The sequence below is a fragment of the Pararhizobium arenae genome (genome assembly GCF_001931685.1).
GTDB lineage: Bacteria > Pseudomonadota > Alphaproteobacteria > Rhizobiales > Rhizobiaceae > Pararhizobium > Pararhizobium arenae.
On the sequence record NZ_MOOY01000001.1, the window covers coordinates 663,334 to 681,196 of the forward strand.

Consider the following 17,863-nt stretch of genomic DNA (forward strand, 5'->3'; position numbering starts at 1 on the left):
AATTTATAGGTCTATAAGTGAAATTTGGAAAGAGGGAGCGCTTGCTGTTCTTCTCGTCCTGCTTTTAACTAGAGGTTGTTTATAGGGCCTCGGGCAGCAATGGATTTCGATACTTTTCAAGCAGTAAGTGGGATATTTGCTAAGAGATCCGCACCTTCCACAAAAGAAGACGAGCTCTATTCTGCCGCTCAACATATTGAAGTGGCGAACACAATCGAAGCGCTTACTTCTGAGCTGCCACTTGACAGCGAGCTGGCGAAGCTGGTCGTCGCTGCTACCCGCAATATGCGAGCGTTGGCAAATAATCACTCAAAAACAGTTGAAATAGCCATCGGCCCGGTCAGCGAAGCGGGAAAATTACGTTTTGAGCGCTGGCTCAACACTATATCCAACCGTCCGAAGCCGATCGCTGCAATTCTTGGCGGTTATTTGTTCGAAACACGTATTGCTCAGGGTAAGGAAAACACAATTCCCATAGAGCTGAACGATCTGTTGGTCGAAGCCGAGTTGGCGAGTTACGCTGCTTGGAAAGCTTACGCAGATGGACCGGCTCGAGCGCAAGACGAGGAGTTCGAGAGGACCAAAAAGCATTTCGATGAGACAGCATCCGCTCTTCTGAACACAGCGCGGGAGCAGTTTCAGCAGGCATCCTCGACTGTGACAGCGATGCAGAAGACCTATACAGATACGCAGTCGCTGATAAGCCGCCTGGAAAATTCCGCGCAGCAAACGATCTCTCACTCCTCTGCCTTTCTTGACAGCGCCAAAGACCAGATATCGAACCTTCATGAGCGGGTTCAGGAAGCCACCGCGCAAATAGCCTCGATGCGTGAAGATTTAGGGACAATCTCAACTAAAAAGCTATGGGATAAGCGTGCCAATAGCAGTAGTTGGTCATTTCGATTGTCCAGTGCTCTTCTGCTCCTGCTGCTTGTCGGCGGTCCTGTGTGGGGAATTTTCGAACACGATAAGATCCTTGGCTTCATTGTCCGCGTCGAACAAACTTTAATAGTGACCCCGGCCGTAACCGCGCCGGGCCCTGGTCAGACGCCGTCCGGGCCACCAGCTACATTGCTAGCGATAATAGCAGTAGGCCGGCTCTTCTTAATTACGCTGCCGATCGTCCTATACCTGTGGCTTATCCGTCTTGTTGTACGCTTCAACCAACGATCTCTGATGCTTCTCGACGACGCCAACCAGCGCCACACGATGATGGACACTTACTTCCACCTGATCGCCGAGCAGGCAGCGGTGAAAGAGGACCGCGCTCTGATCCTCAATGCCTTGTTCCGTCCGACACCGGGCCAATCTGGCGATAGCGTGGACCCACCGAACTTTACAGAACTTGTTGACAAAGCAATGGGCAAGTAAAGTTCCGAAGATTGGCGTCGGGCGCTGGAACAGTTGGGAGGGAATAAGATGGTAGACCCAAAAATCGCGGTATCGCTTAAAAGAGCGGACGAATTGCTCAAGGAGTTACGCGAAGAATACGACAACTGCCTCTCTACACGTAAGGTATCAGACAGAGCCGAACAGCTGACACATGAGGTGCTGGAGAGATTAAGGAGTGTACTGGACCGCCTCGCCCGCAAGTACTGGGATACGCACGTCGCCCCCACGTTGAGCGACGACGACAAGGAACGTGCTCTAGTTTATTTCCCAGTGACCAGCGCACAAAACGACTTTGACTCCGTCCTGGGACGGTGGCGATGGAAGTCCGTGCGCGCTCACCATGAACTCGTTTATCAGTGGCTTCTGGCCAAACAGCCATTCCAATGTGCAGACAACGCGTGGCTGAGCACCTTGAACGAACTGGCCGCGCACGGGAAGCACATCGACCTCGCCCCGCAGAAGACTGTCGAAGAAGTCCGACAGGCGACGGTGCAAAATCAGCATGGTGCCCGCGTCAGCTACGGTCCTGGGGTGAAATTTGGACCGGGCGTAGTCCTTGCGGGTGCTCAAGTTGACCCAAAAACCCAACGCATTGTCCCTACAGCCGGTGTTACCGAGACTATCGAGGTCTGGGTTTCCTTTGTAATCGACAAATACGGTATCAATGCGCTCGCCTTTTGTTCCGGTTCCGTAGATAAAACAAAAGCTATTGCGGAAGAGATGAGCGCACGTTTCGGGCTATAATCGAGGATATTTGATCTCGCAAAACGTGTACGCCGTGATAGTGTGTTTGTAGTTGTGCAACCCGTATAGGCCGACCACGGAGCTTACAATGCGGAATGGATTGCAACGCCTAGGCCTTTTCTATTTTGTTTTGTGTCTAACGCTGGTGCCGGCCGCCCCTTGCCTTTCGCAGGATCAGGTGACCGACGAGCCCCCTGCTATACCTCTACCGGACATTGAGGGTGAGGATTCGTCTGGGATAATTCGACCTGAGGAGCCTACAACCCATGGCTTCGACGATGCTCCAGAAGGTAAATCCAATGGCATAGCGGAGCAGACGCCATTTGGCTTCTGCGCTCCTCCATGTGTCCGAAACCCCTTTGACTGAAAGTTTGATACCTCTCACCCATAAATTCTGTTCAGCACCACCGCACAGCTCAAATAAGGAGCGGATCCATGTGGGATGCATTGCAAGATTTACGACCTCATTATTTCCTAGCTTCTATCGCGATACTAAACGCGAGCCCCTCCTTTTCTCAGACGCTACAGCTGCCCATCCAGATCGTAATTATCGACAAGCATCCTCAACTGGGTCTGATATGCAATGGGCCGAATGGGATTACTACTTGCACCGATACTTCAAAGTATATCGCTGAAAACACGGCGATGGCAGTGTTCCCCAACGATCCGAACTCAGACATCACCAGTCCTGGGCAAATACTGGGCGGACCCCTGATCGTCGTGCCTGGCACCGGACTAGGCGGCATTCCGAGGGAAGGAGTCAACAGCATCTCAGAGCAGCAGCCTTTCCTTCATTGCGCGCCTCCGTGCATTCGTAATCCTCCAAACTAACGGATCGTTTGGCGCCGAACGTAAATAAAATAACGTTGATGATGCCGGGTTTGCCAAAGAGGTTTTTAGGTGGAAATCGAAAAAATGCGAAGCTTGCTGGTTGAAATCTACACCTTAACCAGCAGGAGCGATCTGAACCGCGAGTACTATGGCAGGATGCTGGCTTACTACCAACGCCTCTCCATTTGGCTCGATACCGCGATCGCCGTTGGCACCACTGGTAGCGGCGTTTCCGCACTTACTATTTGGGACACTGCATATGGCGCTTTCGTTTGGGGCGTATTGAGCACGGTTTCGGCCGTTCTTGCCCTTTCAAAACCCATCTTCCAGCTGAACAAGCAGGTCGAGCGGCTAAGCAAGCTGTTTGCAGGCCACGCCACCAACTATGCCACACTTGTGCAGCTGGCCAGCCGGATAAGGCGGCGTGAAGAAATCTCCGACGAGATGATTGCGACTTTCGAGGCTGCAGAAGCTAAGTTCGTTGAGCTCTCACAGGACGATGACCCCTCTCCTAACATGGCCCTTGCGACGAAATGCGAAACGATCGTCCGGAAACGCCATCCACCTGAATCGGCGTGGTACCCGACGGCGACACGCTGACAAAGGTAGTCCCGCAATATGACGGTGTCCGCGTGTCCCGACACATCCGCATAAATCTCGGCTGCAGCTTGACCGACGACGCGACTTCTGGTTGATTTTGTGGGCTGGATTCGGGAGAATAATATATGAGTTTATTTGGAAATGTAACCAATATAGGCGGCCAACTTCAATCAGTAGAAGCTGTTGGGAACGGTCTTCGATTTACGATCCTGAATGACCTGGGTGAGCTCATTACGGTCACTCAATTGGCGCCGGTTGATTACTCGGCGACAACGGTCAAGCTGCTTGGCGGGGGAATGACACAAACGTTCTTTTACGATGAAGACAAGGTGCCACATCTTGTGATTACGGGAGACGACGCAGCGAATACTTATATTAATTTCATCGCAAACGGAAGAACAGCTGAGGAGCACTTGGCGTCAAGAGAAGACGTTTATGCCAATGGACTGTTGTTTGAATACCCAGTTGAAATTCATATGTACGGCGGTGACGATACGGTGATTGCGGGTGTTTTTAGCGAAGAAATATTCGGTGGTTCAGGGAATGACACGATCCGCGGGAACCTGGGCGATGACATTGTGCGTGGGGACGACGGAAACGACATCCTATACGGAGATGGTTTCGACAACAAGATCTCGCATGACAAGCTCTATGGAGGCAAAGGTAACGACAAGCTCTACGGCGAGTATGGCAACGATGTCCTCGCCGGGGATAGCGGCAACGATTACATCAACGGAAGTGCTGGCAACGATTCGCTTTCCGGCGGCTCCGGCGATGACGATCTTGTCGGCGGCAGCGGCAACGACGCTTTGAACGGTGGAAGCGGTTGGGATTCCTTAAATGGTGGTTCGGGGGACGACATCTTTAAGTTCACGCTAGTCGGAGGAAGCCACTACGATATCATTGAAGACTTTACGGCCGCTGATGACAATATCTCGCTTTCGAAAGCAGCGTTCACGGCCATAACTGGAACAAGTACTCTTAGTTCGGGCCAGTTCTATAAGAGCACTTCGGGAGTAGCTCATGACGCGTCAGACCGTATTATCTATGAAACGGACACCGGTGAGCTGTACTACGATTTTGATGGCAATGGGTCAGGTGGAGCCCAACTGGTAGCAATTCTTGATGCCAATCTGTCGATTACAGAGACGAGCTTCTTGCTGTCTGCGTAGTCAACCTGGATCTTTAACAAGATCGAACTGATAGAGCTCTCATCTTTGCCTCGCCAAGATGAGAGCGATAGATATGAATTGTCAAACCTTCGGCGGCCAGTGCCAAGTGTTGGGCTCGCCGGTCTCGGCGTAGTTCACCGAGCCGCGCCATTCCTTCTCGCGCTCCTCGTCGCCGACGTCGGTCATGATCCGGAGATTGGACATGCCGCTGTTCGGATCGTCTTCGAGGATGTCGCGCCAGACCTTGGTGATGACGGCCGGGCGGATTTCGCCGTTTTTCATGACGTAATGCACCATGCGGCCAACCGTGACCTTCTGATTGAACTTGGTGCCGAATTCCTGCTCCTGCCCTGCCATTGTGAACTCTCCTTCAGTGTCCAAGCGTGAAAGCGGTGATCGCAGCGACCGATGCAAGGAACCCGCCATAGGAAATCACGATCGAGGCGCGCTGCGCATTCGGGTCTTGCGCCGTGAACTGCGACAGCGTGCCAAGCAGTGCTGCCGCCAGCGCGAAAGACCGGGCGACATCGCCGCCCAAGACCAGAATGCCAACGATGAACGCGATCGCGAAAAGCACTCCGAAGAAGGCAAGCGCGAGTTGGCGGGTTTCGGAAATGCGCAGGGTCGTCGGTACCGGCGTGCCCCTGTCGATCGTCTGATCGAGGTACGGGTTCTTGTAGCCGTGGTCTTTCTTCGTCGACATCTTGGGGGCTCCTTGTCGCTGCATCTGCCCTCGATCGAGGACACATGAAGAGACAAGCCGGAGGCGTGGCAACCTCCGACATCCTCATTGTCTACGCTTTCAGCAACGTCGCCGGAGCTCGACGAGGTTCTGGGCATCGGTGCGCCGCGCAAGGGCGTATTCCGGTTCCAGGATGCGGGGTTGCCGCACCTCGGCGGGGGTAGGTTCGTTTTCAGCAGGCGTGACGCGAACATCGGCCACCAGATCGGCGACCTTGTAGAAGTCGTGCACGGCCAGCAGCTGATCGTCGGCGGCGGTCGTGACGACGAGCGGCACCTCCGAGCCGTGATAGGCAGAGGCCGGGAGCGCGCCGAACACAACGGCGGCAATCATTGCGATGCACGTCAGGGGAATGAGCATAAGAACGCGGTGTCGGGTCATAGGGAGCCTTTTCGGTTCATGAAGCTGGTTGCGGGGGCCTGAGCCCATGGAGACTTGTAAATTCTGCTAGGTAAGCAGCGCATTGGCGAAAACAATTCCCATTCTGCCTTCGGCTATGAACCGCCAAGAGCGGACATCGCCATGTAAGGGAATAAATGACCAAGTTGGGGCCGATGGCCGACCTTCCGCTGCCAGGACACCAAACACCAAAAGCGGACATCAGAGTTCCTGCCGACATGGCGGCTTCTGGCCCTAATCTCACATTCATTCGTTGTTGAAAGATGCGGCAGGACTACGACTTGGGGAAGATGGATCCATCCGCGAATAAAGTGATCAACGCTCGTAAATCTCATAGTCGTCGATGCCGAAGTGTTCCTCTACGATGCGCTTCATCGCAGTCTCTAGGATCTCGCCGCTCTTCAGCGCGCTCACCAACTTCTTGGCGCGTTCCGGTTGCCCGGAACCATATAGAGCCATCGCTCCCCGTACTAACGCTGCGCTGAATTCGCCGTCTTGGATGTTCCCGGTGAAGTGATCCTCCTTCAGCCCGGCGAACCGGGTATACAATTCCGCTAGACCATCAGGCACGCAATCCGACAGACGCTTGTCTTTCCGCCACCGGGCAGAGCGTTGCAGGATTTGGTCTAGTGTGTGGGTGTCACTACCAAACACGAATGCCATCGCCTCTGCCATAGCACGGACCGACCGCTTACCCTTTTCGTCACATTGCCCGTTGCGACAATGTTTCGAATGGTGCTGGACGAAATCAAACTCGATGCAGTCATTTAGATCCAGATCGCCGTCGATCAGAAACTCTGAGACTTTATCGCTATTATTGAAATACCACTCGCCGCTTTTCTCCCGTAAAGGTCCCAGATCAGTCGAGGGGTCGTAAGGAGTGAGATCGGGAAGCGCGTCTGGCTGCAACTCGGAAATCAGGAAGCGGTAGATTGGGTAGCGGTAATTGGTTTTCTCTTCGACCCAATAGATGCGCCTTCCTTGGATGAGTGTCTTCCAGTCGTAATGCCAGGCGACACTTCCGTAAATCGAACCATAAGCCCAAGTATTTGCCGAAAAGAAGTTGACGCAGGTGCGGGTGGCGTCCAGGCGGCTGCCGCCGTTGACCAATCCTGCTCGCAGAAAGCCGTCTTCGAGAATGCGGCGGGCTTCCTTGAGATGTGCAATGTGGGAAACCCGTTCGAACTGCGTGCCTTGGACTGCGTTTAGGCCGTCGCCAGGTATCGAGATTCTGTATTTGTCCCATTCGGGCATGACGCGTTTTCCTACAGGTTTGCGCTCGCAAGCTCTAATTTCATTCGCTAAAGGTCAAGCTCGACTGTGCAGCGCCGAGATAACATGCCATCACGTAAGACACGAGGTCAGCGTCGGCGTGGGTGAGCGTTGCAGGACATTTGGTTAGCAACCCAGAATCGCGATAACCGTCTTCTTTAGTTTTGCCTGAGGGACGGCTAATGAATCGCGATTTGTGGGAAGTAGGTTTTAAAACTCTGCCTAAGTGGACGTGTCCGCACTGCCAAAAAGGCTCACTGCTGACGATGCACAATTTTCCTCGGTGTGAAGAAACCGAATATTCCAAGGATGAGCAGAATAAACCGGATTCCGAGCCTGACTGGACTGTTGAACGGTTTGTGGCGCTGATGAAGTGCGAGGTTTCGACCTGCGGCGAAATTGTAGTGGTCGGGGGTGATCGGCAAGCATGGATGTTAGAAGACTACGAACATCGCACTCAGTCTTGGGAAAGCATCCTTGTTTGCGGGTTCATACGTCCAGCGCCCCATATTATCCCTGTCTCGGGAAAACTACCGCACGAGTGTGCGAAACAATTGAAGAAGGCTTTTGAACTCTATTGGGTGGATAAGGCCGCTGCTGCGAACCGCCTGCGCATTTTCGTGGAACGGCTGATGGACCATTTCAAGGTGCCGTTGAAGGGGAAAGGGAAGAAGACAAAGATTCATACCCTCGACCTGTCGGAACGAATTGACGAATTCGACACGATGAAACCGGGGCACAAGGACGCTCTTGATGCCCTTCGTCATGTGGGCAACTACGGCAGCCATGAGGGGCAGGCTGATACTCAAGCGCTGCTGGATTGTTTCGAGCTGCTGGAAGATGCGCTGGCCGAGCTGATTGACGAGAAAAAGGCGATGCTGGCGGCAAAGGCCCAGAAGCTTATCCAGAACAAGGGCAAAAATACTTGGTAGGGCGTCGTGAAACACCACTGAGCCTTTTACACCCCCTCGAAAGAGGGTGGCAAGGCCGCTCTCGTCCGGAAGCGGACTAAAGCAGCGCGGGGGAAGATGCAAAAATTCACGAAAACAACCAGTGGAATCGTGCTGGAATACTCGCCGGACTTCGGAACCAACGGGGAATGGATACGGGACGAGCTTCAGAAGTCCAAGCAGGTCCGGCTTTCAAGCGTGTTTTCTTTCACGCCAGCAGACCTGCTGAACCCACCAGCGCCCGGGCAGGACCTGTCCCATTACGAGTACCGATTCACGTTCGGGACTCTTCAGGGTAGTTACTTTAAGATCGCAGGCAGGGTGCTCGGGATCAAGAACGACTTGCTGATTTGTCAGAACATCCCGCTCCGGCGACAGGTGTTCGCGGCTGAGCGGAACATTTCCATTTTCGGCAAGTTAGCTGACCTTCTCAATCACACTAATCCTATCGTGATTGGAGGAACGCGGCGGGATGCCATCCCCAGGAGTGTCTTCGAAGAGCTGCTCAAGAAATTTCCCAACACCGTTGAGCTCAATCACTACGCCGGTGCTCGCGTACACATGATCCTTGCGCACTACCTGGACGGGATGAAGGACGCGCGAGGTCGCTATGAGAGCTATCTCAACAGAAAGTCGTTGATCGGCGGGGCGGTCGCACTCGACCTAGATGTGCTGAAGAAACTCGAGGTCGAAAAGTACGTCCTCATCCGCGACCTCATAACGGACGCACTTATGACGAAAAAGAATTGGTCAGAGGACGACTGGCAGAAGCTCATGCTCTCGTTCCTACTCCTGCTTTTCCCTAAGTACATAAAGGTTTTACAAAATGTGACGATTCACGACTACTACACCGATCCTGCGAGGAAAACGGACCGCTACATCGACATCGCCATGGTGGACGCGAACGGCAATCTTGACGTAATCGAAATCAAGAAACCGTTCGATGACAAGATTCTCAGAAAGAGCACCTACCGCGGGAATAATGTTCCCACGTCGGAGCTCAGCGGCAGCATAATGCAGGCGGAGAAATACCTTTTCCACCTGTCCAAATGGGGTGTCAAAGGAGAAGAGACCTTAACCAACCGGTACGCTTCGGAGCTACCGCCTGGTCTGAAAATCAGAATCTCTAACCCAAAGTCGATCATCATCGTCGGGCGCGATGAGGTCGGGGGAGCAGGCATGACCCAAGGCCAGTTGCTCGACTTCGAGATCATCAAGCGCAAGTACGCTAACATGATGGATATCATCACGTACGATGACCTGCTGCGTCGACTGAACCATACGATCGCAGCTCTGGGGGCTTAGTACCAGCGGAAAGCACCTTGATCCGATTCCTCCCCAATTTAGAGCATCCCAAGATGACCGCTTCTGGCGCAACTGTGACCCGCGTTGCCACTGCGTCATGTCCGCTTTGTAGCAACAGCGACCGGTGGCTCGATGACCATTTTGAAGGCGCAAAAAGCCGTTCCACTTTATGAACCCCCTTCGTCTGCTTCGGGCGGCAGCGGAAATGATTTCCACTTATGCAAAAGCTGCCAGTGCGAGTTCGGGCCCGACTGCAAAAAATTTTCAGTGTTAAGTCGGCCTGGCGTCGGCAGTTCCGCTCCCCCCCGCGCTTCGGCTTATGACCGGGCGGGGATGCTCCGCTGGACTACTTGGCATTGAACTCAGGAGTAGGCATGAACAAAGTCATAGAAGCAAAGCTGGGGATGTATGACGCCTTGATGGCTATGCTGAACAAAGGTCAGTGGGTCGCCTGGCCGAACGGCAACCAGTACTTCGTAATTAAGCCGGAGGATTTTCGCGAACTCATGGAGCCGTATGATCGGCTCCTTGATGCCGAGGATGTTGCTGAGATGCAGTCAGAATGAGCAGCCGTTAGCGTTGCACGCTTTTGGTGCATTGGCATGCATACCTCCAGGATCATATTCTGGGCGATAATTCCTCGGTTGACCTACGGGGGCGCGCGCCGCCGGGATTACCCTACCTACCACTATCGCAATCACCCTAAAGAAAGGATGGATATGTCATATACCGAGATCGAGAACCTTAAGGGCGCTTTGCGTGCGCGCCTGCGCCGCGACTTCGTTGAAGTGCCAAGCGCCCGCGACACAAGCCGGAGAGCGCATCTTGAGGTATGGGAAAGCAAGCGTGGCCGCCGAGTTATTGGCATAGAGTTCGACCATTCTGATCGTGTCAATCTGTGGCTTACCCGCCTAGGCATGCCACGCGACCTGCCACCAACGATCGAGCGAGTAGATAAGGATCCGAAAGGGCGAGGCTGGACCGACACGAAAGGTGACGGCGCGAACAGCAACCTGTCTGGATACACGCAGTTTGTAACCAGGCCGATCGCCAGACTCGGCATCAAGACCCTGGATGAGGCGATGCTAGTATTGGATGGACTATGCCCGTAGTGCGAATCATACGAGTTCGCGGCCCCAAAGAAGGCGCCCGGTGCCGCCCGAAAGTTTGATTGGTAGAACCTTCGAATGGCCAAGCGCGACATGTCGAGAGAAGAACTCTTCGCATTGGTATGGGAGCGCCCGACCAGCGAGATTGCCATCGAACTCGGCATCTCCGACGTCGCAGTCGGTAAGCTTTGCGAGAAATTGCAGGTTCCAAAGCCTCCTCGCGGTTATTGGGCGCGCGTGGTGGCGGGCCATGCGCCGCGACGTCCCGCCTTGAAAGCATTTCGAGAAGAGTTGGAAGCCAAACGGAAAAGCGCATTACAAGCCCGCACCGCCGGACATTTCACTGAACTTCAATCGAAATTCCTGAATGAGGCACTCGACGAACTTCGCAATCGCGGCATCGAGCACCAGATCGATACGTCGCGCCTGAAACATATCTCGAGCCTCGATCAGGACGTCGCCGCCCAAGCGCTGCTTTTGATTCAGGGGCAAGCACAGAAATGGGCAGAGAGTGGTCGGGTTGCCGTCAAATGGGGGACGTCGGTCAAGGCGAGCATCGGAAAACTCGTCGAGCGATTGATGCCACTTGCCCGTCCGCAATTGCTGGCTTTCGAGACAGAAGGCAAGCGTCATTCGTTCTCGGCTGCAGGTCCGATTGTATTCGTCAGGTGGACGGCAGAACTTCAAACTCGAATAGCAACGCTTGCGCGGATCACACGGGATCAAAATCTTAGCCACGTGGTCCAACCGCTGTCGGTCGCAGACCATGCCTGGTCGAGCACCCATCTCTATCAGCCGGAATCAGATTTCATTCTGAATAGCTACCTATGCATTTCGTCAGACACTGCCTGGATAGAATGGTATCGGCGATCGTGGCGTGAGGAGAACCCGCCGGAACGACACTCAACGAACAAGTTCAAATTGCGTGACGTTATGCCGATCGATTTGCTCGATGAAGAAGAGGAAAAGGTTCTGGCTCCGGCCATTTCCGAAGCGAGGGTCAAGCCGTATCAGTCGCGTCTGCAGGCGCTCGATGAGGCCGAACGGATCTACGAGATGATCACCAATGCAGCTTATGCCTTGGATAGGTCGGTTCCAAACGACATGCTGGCCATGGCTGATCGGATCTGGTTTGGAGCCGATCGACCCTTTCAGGCCGCCCGCGAAGCATTTGCCCATATCGAAACTGATCTGGAGCGCTGGGAGCAGCAACTCGAGACCGAGCGATCGCAGTTGGCGCAAGCCGTTCTCGGCGTCAGGCCTGGCGACATTGTTGCCTCACAACAGAACGGCGCGTTCGTGCGCATTTCAGCAGAGTCGGTTTCGCTCTACTTCACCGAGAAGCGCGTCACGTTTGTCGTCTCTGGTAGGCGCTTTCGCAAAGACGGAACCCTTGGCAAGATCAGTGAGACGATGAGTTTCGCTATGGACCGAAAAGATGAGCAGGGCGGCTAGGTCTGAGCGTGGCCTGCCGAACCGATTGCATCCGCACGTCATACGACCAAGTGCTTGATGGCCTGCTTCAATTCGCCCGGGGTCAGCGCCTTCACCAGTTTCCGTGAATGGACAAGCATGCCGTCAGAGATCGCGATCTGCCGACCCTATATCGAAGCGCTCTTACATAGGCAAAGACAGCCGTGTTGCGGCCGAGGCCCTATCGTCCAGAAGGAGCGATATGCACTCGGCCGTGATCGCCTTCCTGACCGGGTCAAACACCATTCGCACTCCCGAATTTCATCAGAGAAAGCAACCGGCAAGAGGCAAACAACTGCGCACGCCCTGACCGAGCGGCTACAGTAATTTGGGGACTCCGCGTCATGTCCTGCAGTTTCCGTATTGACCAGAATGCTGCGGTGCAGTTATTTGGGACTCAAAATTTGGTTGCTCCAGTAACCGGGTAACGACCACAGAGACAACCATTATGACCGTAATTCTCACCGCCTGCACTCAGAGAAAGCGGGTTTCCCACAGCCCGTTGCTCTGTGCGAGAGACCTGCCTGACGGTAAGCTTTCGGACGTGGTCGAGACTTGGGCCGATCGCCTCAGTCAAGTGAAGGTTACCCGCCCAGCAAAGGATCTTTATTGCGGCCGATCCTTCTCTGAGGCGGTCAAAGCGGCCCAAAATATCCAGGCTGATCTTTATATCGTGTCGGCGGGTCTTGGCCTCGTTCCGGGCGATGTCAACGTGCCTTCCTATAACCTCACGGTCTCGAAGGGGACCGCCGACTGCGTCATGAACAAGCTCGATGGCGAATACTCTGAAGCCGACTGGTGGGCGGCGCTAGGCGGCGCCGAAGCGCTGCTTCACGTGATCGAGCAGGCTGACCCGGTGGTTGTTGTCGGACTCCCCTCCCCTTATTTGCGCATGATCGCACCGACACTGGCGCTTCTATCGGATGGACTCTGCAGCAAGTTGAGGATTGTCGGAGGTCGTGATGTGCCGGACCTGGATCCGCGCCTTGAAGACTTTCGGCTCCCCTATGACGATCGCTTAGATGGCCCCGACAGCTCCTTGCCGGGGACAAGATCAGATTTTGCTTCCCGTGCCGCCCGCCATTTCGCGGAAGAAATACTGGTCAAGGCTCCGGTCGCATCAATCGACATTCATCGCACCCTGACTGAGGCCTCGATGTCGACATGGACACGTCCGACCACCAAGTCTGGCGCTCGAATGTCCGACGCGGATCTTAAATCGATCGTTCGTGATCATTGGTCGCGTGCCGGCGGTCGTTCCACCAAACTCCTACGGATATTGCGGGACGAATTGAACGTCGCTTGCGAGCAAAAGCGCTTCGCAAAGCTGGCGGCCGAGATCCGGAAAGAACAAGCCCTATGAGCATTGACGAGAACAATCTCATAATACGTGCGGTCAAAACCCAGCAAGGCGACGGCGTCGACGTTTACGCCTTCTTTCTCCACGGCTCGGACCTCACGCGGATTGCCGATATCAGTCGGATTCATCGTGACGAGAAGGACCTAAAGGGTTTTCAGCGCAAGGAGATCCGCAGCCATGTTAACGCTATCGCGGAGTTTCTCGACAGCGGCCCAGTTCTTTTTCCCAATGCCATCACGCTCGCCCTTTCTTCCGACGTCACGTTTGACGTGTCTCGAGGACCGAAGCCGAAAGGACTGACCGAGGTCGGCCAATCGGGAACGCTGAACATCCCGATCAGGAAGGCCGGTGAGCGTGCCGCTTGGATCGTCGATGGTCAGCAGCGCTCATTGGCGCTCGCGAAAGCCAAGGATAGCCGCTTCCCGGTTCCGGTCATCGGCTTCGTCTCTCAGGACGTGCGGGTGCATCGCGAACAATTTATTCTGGTCAACAAGGTCAAAGCCCTCGACGTCAGGCTGATCAACGAACTCCTCCCGGAGGTGGGTTCGCTGCTGCCAAAGGATCTGGCGGCCAATCGTCTCCCGAGCGAGTTGTGCAACCTTCTCAATCGACAACAGAAATCGCCCTTTTATCGTCTGATCCGTCGCGCCTCCGATACTGGCAATGAGCAGAGCGTCGTCAACGATACGGCTCTGATCGACGCGATTAAGAAGAACCTCAAAGGCCCCTATGGCGCATTGAGTCAATATCTTACGGTTGAAGCCTATAACCCCGATGCCATGTACGATGCCCTTGTTCTCTATTGGTCTGCCGTCCGCGACGTGTTTCAAGAGGCCTGGGGTAGGCAACCCACCGAAAGCCGGCTTATGCATTCTGCTGGCATCAAGGCGATGGGTGCTTTGATGGACCAGGTGATGCTGCGCGCTGATAGCTCTGCGACACCGGAAACCGAAGTCAGAGAAGCGCTGCAGCGGATCGCCCCTTTCTGCGCCTGGACCGAGGGAACATGGGAGGGTGTTGGCCTGCAGTGGAATGAAATCCAAGGAACGCCGCAGCACAACCGGTTGCTCGCTGATCACCTGATGCAACTCGACCGCAAACTATCCAGGCCGACACGATGAGATTCATTTTCGCCGACAGCCTCGATCACGTCGATCCCGGTTACGACTTTCTCAGAGACCGGTACTCAGAAGGCCGCACGCCATATTGGGACGACGCTTATCCGCATGAGATCATGGGCTATGCTCCGTATAAAGGAATGCTAGTTTCCCGCGGCATCGTCGGTGGCGCGGCCGTCGGCGGAAAATATACCGAGGCCCAGGCAATGCGCTTCCGCCGGGTCGGAGCACGCGAGTTCCTTCGTCTGGATAAGCCGCGATTCGAGCATCTGCCGATTTTCGGCGATTGCGGGGCGTTTACCTATCATAAGGAAGATAAGCCGCCCTACACACCGGACGACACCGCGGAGTTTTACGACGATGCGCGCTTCACTCATGGCTGCTCCGTCGACCATATCATTTTCGATTTCGATGAAAGCCTGAAAGGTTTTGAGGGCGGCACGGAAGAGGCCCGCAGGCGTTTCGAGATCACGCTTGAGAATGCGTCAGCTTTTCGGACGTCGACGCAGCACATGTCGAACCGCTTCACGCCCATGGGCGTTATTCAAGGCTGGTCGCCTGGAAGCATGGCCGAGGGAGCCCGCCGACTGGTCGCGATGGGTTACGACTACCTTGCCCTCGGTGGTACCGTGCCGTTAAAAGCTTCGCAGATCAAAGCCTGCCTTGCCGCAATCCGTGATGTCATTCCGGAGAGCACCCGCCTACATATTCTTGGATTTGCTAAGGCTGACGAGATCGATACGTTCGGCTCCTTCAATATTACCAGCTTTGATACGACCTCGCCGTTGATCCGTGCCTTTAAGGACGCCAAAGCGAATTACTACTTACCGAACAAGGCCGGAAAACTCGACTATTACACGGCGATCCGAGTGCCTCAAGCGCTCGAGAACCCCAAGCTGATGCGACTTGCCAAACGCGGCGCTCTTAACCAGGAGCAACTCGTATCGATGGAAAAGAATGCGCTCGCCGCGCTCAGATCCTATGATCGCGGCGAGACTGATCTCGAAGACACCCTCGACACAGTCCTCGAATACGCGACGCCGGCCATCATGGGCGAGACGATTGGCGATTTGCCCGGAGCAAAAGCCGTTAAGGATCTCCGAGACAGATACAAGCGGACACTGAGCGACAAGCCCTGGAAACGTTGCTCCTGCCCAATCTGCTCTGCACTTTCGATTGAAGTGGTGATCTTCCGAGCGAGCAATCGCAATAAACGGCGCGGCATTCATAATCTGGGCGTCTACAACGCCCTTGTTGACCAACTCCCAATCAATAGCGGGCGAAATGACGATACTCAAGTTTCCAGCGATCAGAGCCAGACAGAGCGAAGCACACACGGTTCTATCATTTGCAGCGCTAGCGTCTGACCTGCAGAAATTTGCGGTCATCGAACGGGTCGCGCGCGATGCCGAGGGCGGATTGAGTGGGTTTCAGCGTCCGCAGATTGCTGGTCATATTCGGGAGATCCGAGATTATCTCGAGAAGCCGGAGGCGATCCTGCCCAACCCAATTGTTGTGGCGTTTACAACGAATGTCGAGATCAGCAACGAGGGTGCCGACGGGCGATGCATGGTAGAGATCGACATCGCGTCGGGAGCGCCGGGCATGGTCGTGGACGGCCAGCAGCGGTTGACGGCGCTTGGCCAGGTCCATGAGAAGGACTTCCAGGTCTTCGTCTCGGCGATCATCTGCCGCGACGACGAAGAACTACGCCGACAATTCGTCCTGATCAACAATACGCGGCCGCTGCCGAAATCGCTGATCTACGAACTGCTGCCGACCGTGACCGGCCTGCCGCGCCGGCTTGGTGATCGTTCGGTCGCCGCCGATATCGCCGCACGTTTAAACTACGACGAACAATCGTCGCTTAAGGGTCAAGTCTACCAGCATACAAACCCGGGCGGCCTCATTCGAGATACGGCGATCCAGCGCGTCATTATCAATTCGCTGAGCGACGGGGTCATGCGTGAATTGATCCGCGAGCCCGACGGCACCGACCTCTGCTTCAAGCTGATCAGCGATTTTTACCGCGCGGTTCAGTATGTCTTCAAGGACGCATGGAAGAACCACACGCCAAAGACGTCGCGCCTTGTTCACGGCGCGGGCATCATGTCCCTCGGCTATGTCATGGAAATTCTCGTGCTCCTTGACGGCGCCAGAACCTTCGATGATTTCGCCAAGGGCCTTGCTTGTCTTGTCGATAACACCGCCTGGACGTCCGGCGAATGGAATTTCGCGGAAAACGACAAACGAAATTGGAAGTCGGTGCAGAACGTCAACCGCGATATCGTGACGCTTGCACAATATCTCGTTGGAATCGTTCGTGCTGACGTCCGTCGCCGGCGCAACGAGGGTCAGGTGAGCACCGAGGAACCACGCCAGAAGGTCACGGGGACCTGATGAGCTACGCGGTCAAGGAACTCTTCAAAACGCTCCAGGGCGAAGGTGCCCAAGCCGGCAGAGTAGCGGTTTTTTGCCGTTTTTCCGGCTGCAATCTCTGGTCGGGCCGTGAAGAGGATCGCCCCAAGGCAGTCTGCCAGTTCTGCGACACGGACTTCATCGGTACGAATGGCGAGGGAGGGGGCAAGTTTCGCGATGCAGCGGAGCTTGCTGCAGCGATTGCCCGCACCTGGGGAAACAAGGAAAGCAGGCGATACGTTGTCTTTACGGGCGGCGAACCGCTGCTCCAGATTGATGCAGAGTTGATCGACGCGGTTCATGGGTATGGGTTCGAGATCGCGATCGAGACCAATGGCACGCTCGAGCCGCCAGCCGGCATTGACTGGATTTGCGTCAGCCCGAAAGCAGGCGCGCCCTTAAAACTTCGAGCCGGGAGCGAACTAAAGCTTGTCTTTCCGCAGCCGAACCTCCTCCCGGAGGCATTGCAGGACCTCCACTTCGAGCACTATTTTCTGCAACCGATGGACGGGCCGGAGCGCGCTGAAAATACCATTGCCGTGACCGAGTACTGCCTGGAACATCCCAAGTGGCGCCTTTCGCTACAAACGCACAAGATGATCGGAATCCCATGAAAATCACCCAAGCTTTCACCTTCGAGGCGGCCCATCGCCTGCCGAACGTCCCAGCTACCCACAAGTGCCATCGGATGCATGGCCACTCCTATCGGGTCGAACTGCAGCTCGCCGGCAAGGTCAATCCGGACACGGGTTTCGTCATCGACTTTTTCGATCTGGAAAAGGCTTTCGGCCCCCTCCTTGAACAACTCGACCACCACACGCTCAACGAGATCGAAGGGCTGGAAAATCCGACAGCTGAGAACATCTCGACATGGATCTGGACAAGGGTTCGCCCGCTCCTTCCCGAATTGAGTTCCGTAAAGGTATTCGAGACGCCCATGTGCTGGGCTGAATACGATGGCAATTGAGAGGTAGAGGA

Annotated in this window: 19 protein-coding genes; 15 read left to right on the forward strand and 4 right to left on the reverse strand. The window is 54.9% G+C overall.

The window, feature by feature from the left end; translation table 11 throughout:
* Positions 1 to 99 precede the first annotated feature (99 nt).
* From BLX89_RS03250 to BLX89_RS03265, 4 genes are all read left to right on the forward strand, one after another.
* Complete coding sequence (locus BLX89_RS03250; protein WP_075289164.1) at positions 100 to 1,371, forward strand: hypothetical protein; 1,272 nt, start codon at positions 100 to 102, stop codon at positions 1,369 to 1,371.
* A 48-nt stretch (positions 1,372 to 1,419) separates the two neighbouring features.
* A complete protein-coding gene (locus BLX89_RS03255; RefSeq protein ID WP_075289165.1) occupies positions 1,420 to 2,136 on the forward strand; it encodes a hypothetical protein in 717 nt (238 codons plus the stop codon).
* Between the two features lie 900 nt (positions 2,137 to 3,036).
* Positions 3,037 to 3,567 carry a hypothetical protein gene (locus BLX89_RS03260; protein ID WP_143523446.1) on the forward strand — a complete coding sequence of 177 codons (531 nt, stop codon included), beginning with the start codon at positions 3,037 to 3,039 and terminating at the stop codon, positions 3,565 to 3,567.
* A 125-nt stretch (positions 3,568 to 3,692) separates the two neighbouring features.
* On the forward strand, positions 3,693 to 4,739 hold the full coding sequence (locus BLX89_RS03265) for a calcium-binding protein (protein ID WP_075289167.1): 1,047 nt from the start codon (positions 3,693 to 3,695) through the stop codon (positions 4,737 to 4,739).
* Between the two features lie 81 nt (positions 4,740 to 4,820).
* Here the strand turns inward: BLX89_RS03265 and BLX89_RS03270 are convergent, their stop codons facing one another.
* The 4 genes from BLX89_RS03270 to BLX89_RS03285 form a co-directional block, all read right to left on the reverse strand.
* Positions 4,821 to 5,096 carry a hypothetical protein gene (locus BLX89_RS03270; protein WP_075289168.1) on the reverse strand — a complete coding sequence of 92 codons (276 nt, stop codon included), beginning with the start codon at positions 5,094 to 5,096 and terminating at the stop codon, positions 4,821 to 4,823.
* A 13-nt stretch (positions 5,097 to 5,109) separates the two neighbouring features.
* Positions 5,110 to 5,442 (reverse strand): hypothetical protein, encoded by a 333-nt coding sequence (locus BLX89_RS03275; RefSeq protein WP_083637307.1) that lies wholly within the window; start codon positions 5,440 to 5,442, stop codon positions 5,110 to 5,112.
* 99 nt (positions 5,443 to 5,541) lie between these two features.
* Positions 5,542 to 5,814: a hypothetical protein gene (locus tag BLX89_RS03280; protein ID WP_143523447.1), complete on the reverse strand. Its 273-nt coding sequence runs from the start codon at positions 5,812 to 5,814 to the stop codon at positions 5,542 to 5,544.
* Between the two features lie 381 nt (positions 5,815 to 6,195).
* Entirely contained in the window at positions 6,196 to 7,134 is a 939-nt protein-coding gene (locus BLX89_RS03285) for a hypothetical protein (RefSeq protein WP_075289170.1), read from the reverse strand.
* Positions 7,135 to 7,334: 200 nt separating this feature from the next.
* Here BLX89_RS03285 and BLX89_RS03290 point away from each other — a divergent pair, with 200 nt between their 5' ends.
* From BLX89_RS03290 to queD, 11 genes are all read left to right on the forward strand, one after another.
* Positions 7,335 to 8,084 carry a DUF4145 domain-containing protein gene (locus BLX89_RS03290; RefSeq protein WP_075289171.1) on the forward strand — a complete coding sequence of 250 codons (750 nt, stop codon included), beginning with the start codon at positions 7,335 to 7,337 and terminating at the stop codon, positions 8,082 to 8,084.
* A gap of 96 nt (positions 8,085 to 8,180) precedes the next feature.
* A complete protein-coding gene (locus BLX89_RS03295; protein WP_075289172.1) occupies positions 8,181 to 9,407 on the forward strand; it encodes a Shedu immune nuclease family protein in 1,227 nt (408 codons plus the stop codon).
* A 374-nt stretch (positions 9,408 to 9,781) separates the two neighbouring features.
* Entirely contained in the window at positions 9,782 to 9,973 is a 192-nt protein-coding gene (locus tag BLX89_RS03300) for a hypothetical protein (RefSeq protein WP_075289173.1), read from the forward strand.
* Between the two features lie 153 nt (positions 9,974 to 10,126).
* Complete coding sequence (locus BLX89_RS03305; protein ID WP_143523449.1) at positions 10,127 to 10,519, forward strand: hypothetical protein; 393 nt, start codon at positions 10,127 to 10,129, stop codon at positions 10,517 to 10,519.
* A 75-nt stretch (positions 10,520 to 10,594) separates the two neighbouring features.
* Positions 10,595 to 11,971: a hypothetical protein gene (locus BLX89_RS03310; protein WP_075289175.1), complete on the forward strand. Its 1,377-nt coding sequence runs from the start codon at positions 10,595 to 10,597 to the stop codon at positions 11,969 to 11,971.
* Between the two features lie 466 nt (positions 11,972 to 12,437).
* Positions 12,438 to 13,352, forward strand: a complete 915-nt coding sequence (locus tag BLX89_RS03315; protein ID WP_143523451.1) for a DUF6884 domain-containing protein — start codon at positions 12,438 to 12,440, stop codon at positions 13,350 to 13,352.
* Positions 13,349 to 14,470 (forward strand): DGQHR domain-containing protein DpdB, encoded by a 1,122-nt coding sequence (dbpB, locus tag BLX89_RS03320; protein WP_075289177.1) that lies wholly within the window; start codon positions 13,349 to 13,351, stop codon positions 14,468 to 14,470. The genes BLX89_RS03315 and dbpB (BLX89_RS03320) overlap by 4 nt, the downstream gene beginning before the upstream one ends.
* Positions 14,467 to 15,834, forward strand: coding sequence for a tRNA-guanine transglycosylase DpdA (dpdA, locus tag BLX89_RS03325; RefSeq protein WP_075289178.1), 1,368 nt, complete (start codon positions 14,467 to 14,469; stop codon positions 15,832 to 15,834). Before dbpB (BLX89_RS03320) ends, dpdA begins: the two co-directional genes overlap by 4 nt.
* The gene (gene dbpB / locus BLX89_RS03330; protein WP_075289179.1) at positions 15,752 to 16,867 is read left to right on the forward strand and encodes a DGQHR domain-containing protein DpdB; all 1,116 of its coding nucleotides are present in this window, start codon (positions 15,752 to 15,754) and stop codon (positions 16,865 to 16,867) included. Before dpdA ends, dbpB (BLX89_RS03330) begins: the two co-directional genes overlap by 83 nt.
* On the forward strand, positions 16,867 to 17,499 hold the full coding sequence (gene queE / locus BLX89_RS03335) for a 7-carboxy-7-deazaguanine synthase (RefSeq protein ID WP_075289180.1): 633 nt from the start codon (positions 16,867 to 16,869) through the stop codon (positions 17,497 to 17,499). The genes dbpB (BLX89_RS03330) and queE overlap by 1 nt, the downstream gene beginning before the upstream one ends.
* Positions 17,496 to 17,852: a 6-carboxytetrahydropterin synthase QueD gene (gene queD / locus BLX89_RS03340; protein WP_075289181.1), complete on the forward strand. Its 357-nt coding sequence runs from the start codon at positions 17,496 to 17,498 to the stop codon at positions 17,850 to 17,852. Before queE ends, queD begins: the two co-directional genes overlap by 4 nt.
* The last annotated feature ends 11 nt before the right edge of the window (positions 17,853 to 17,863 follow it).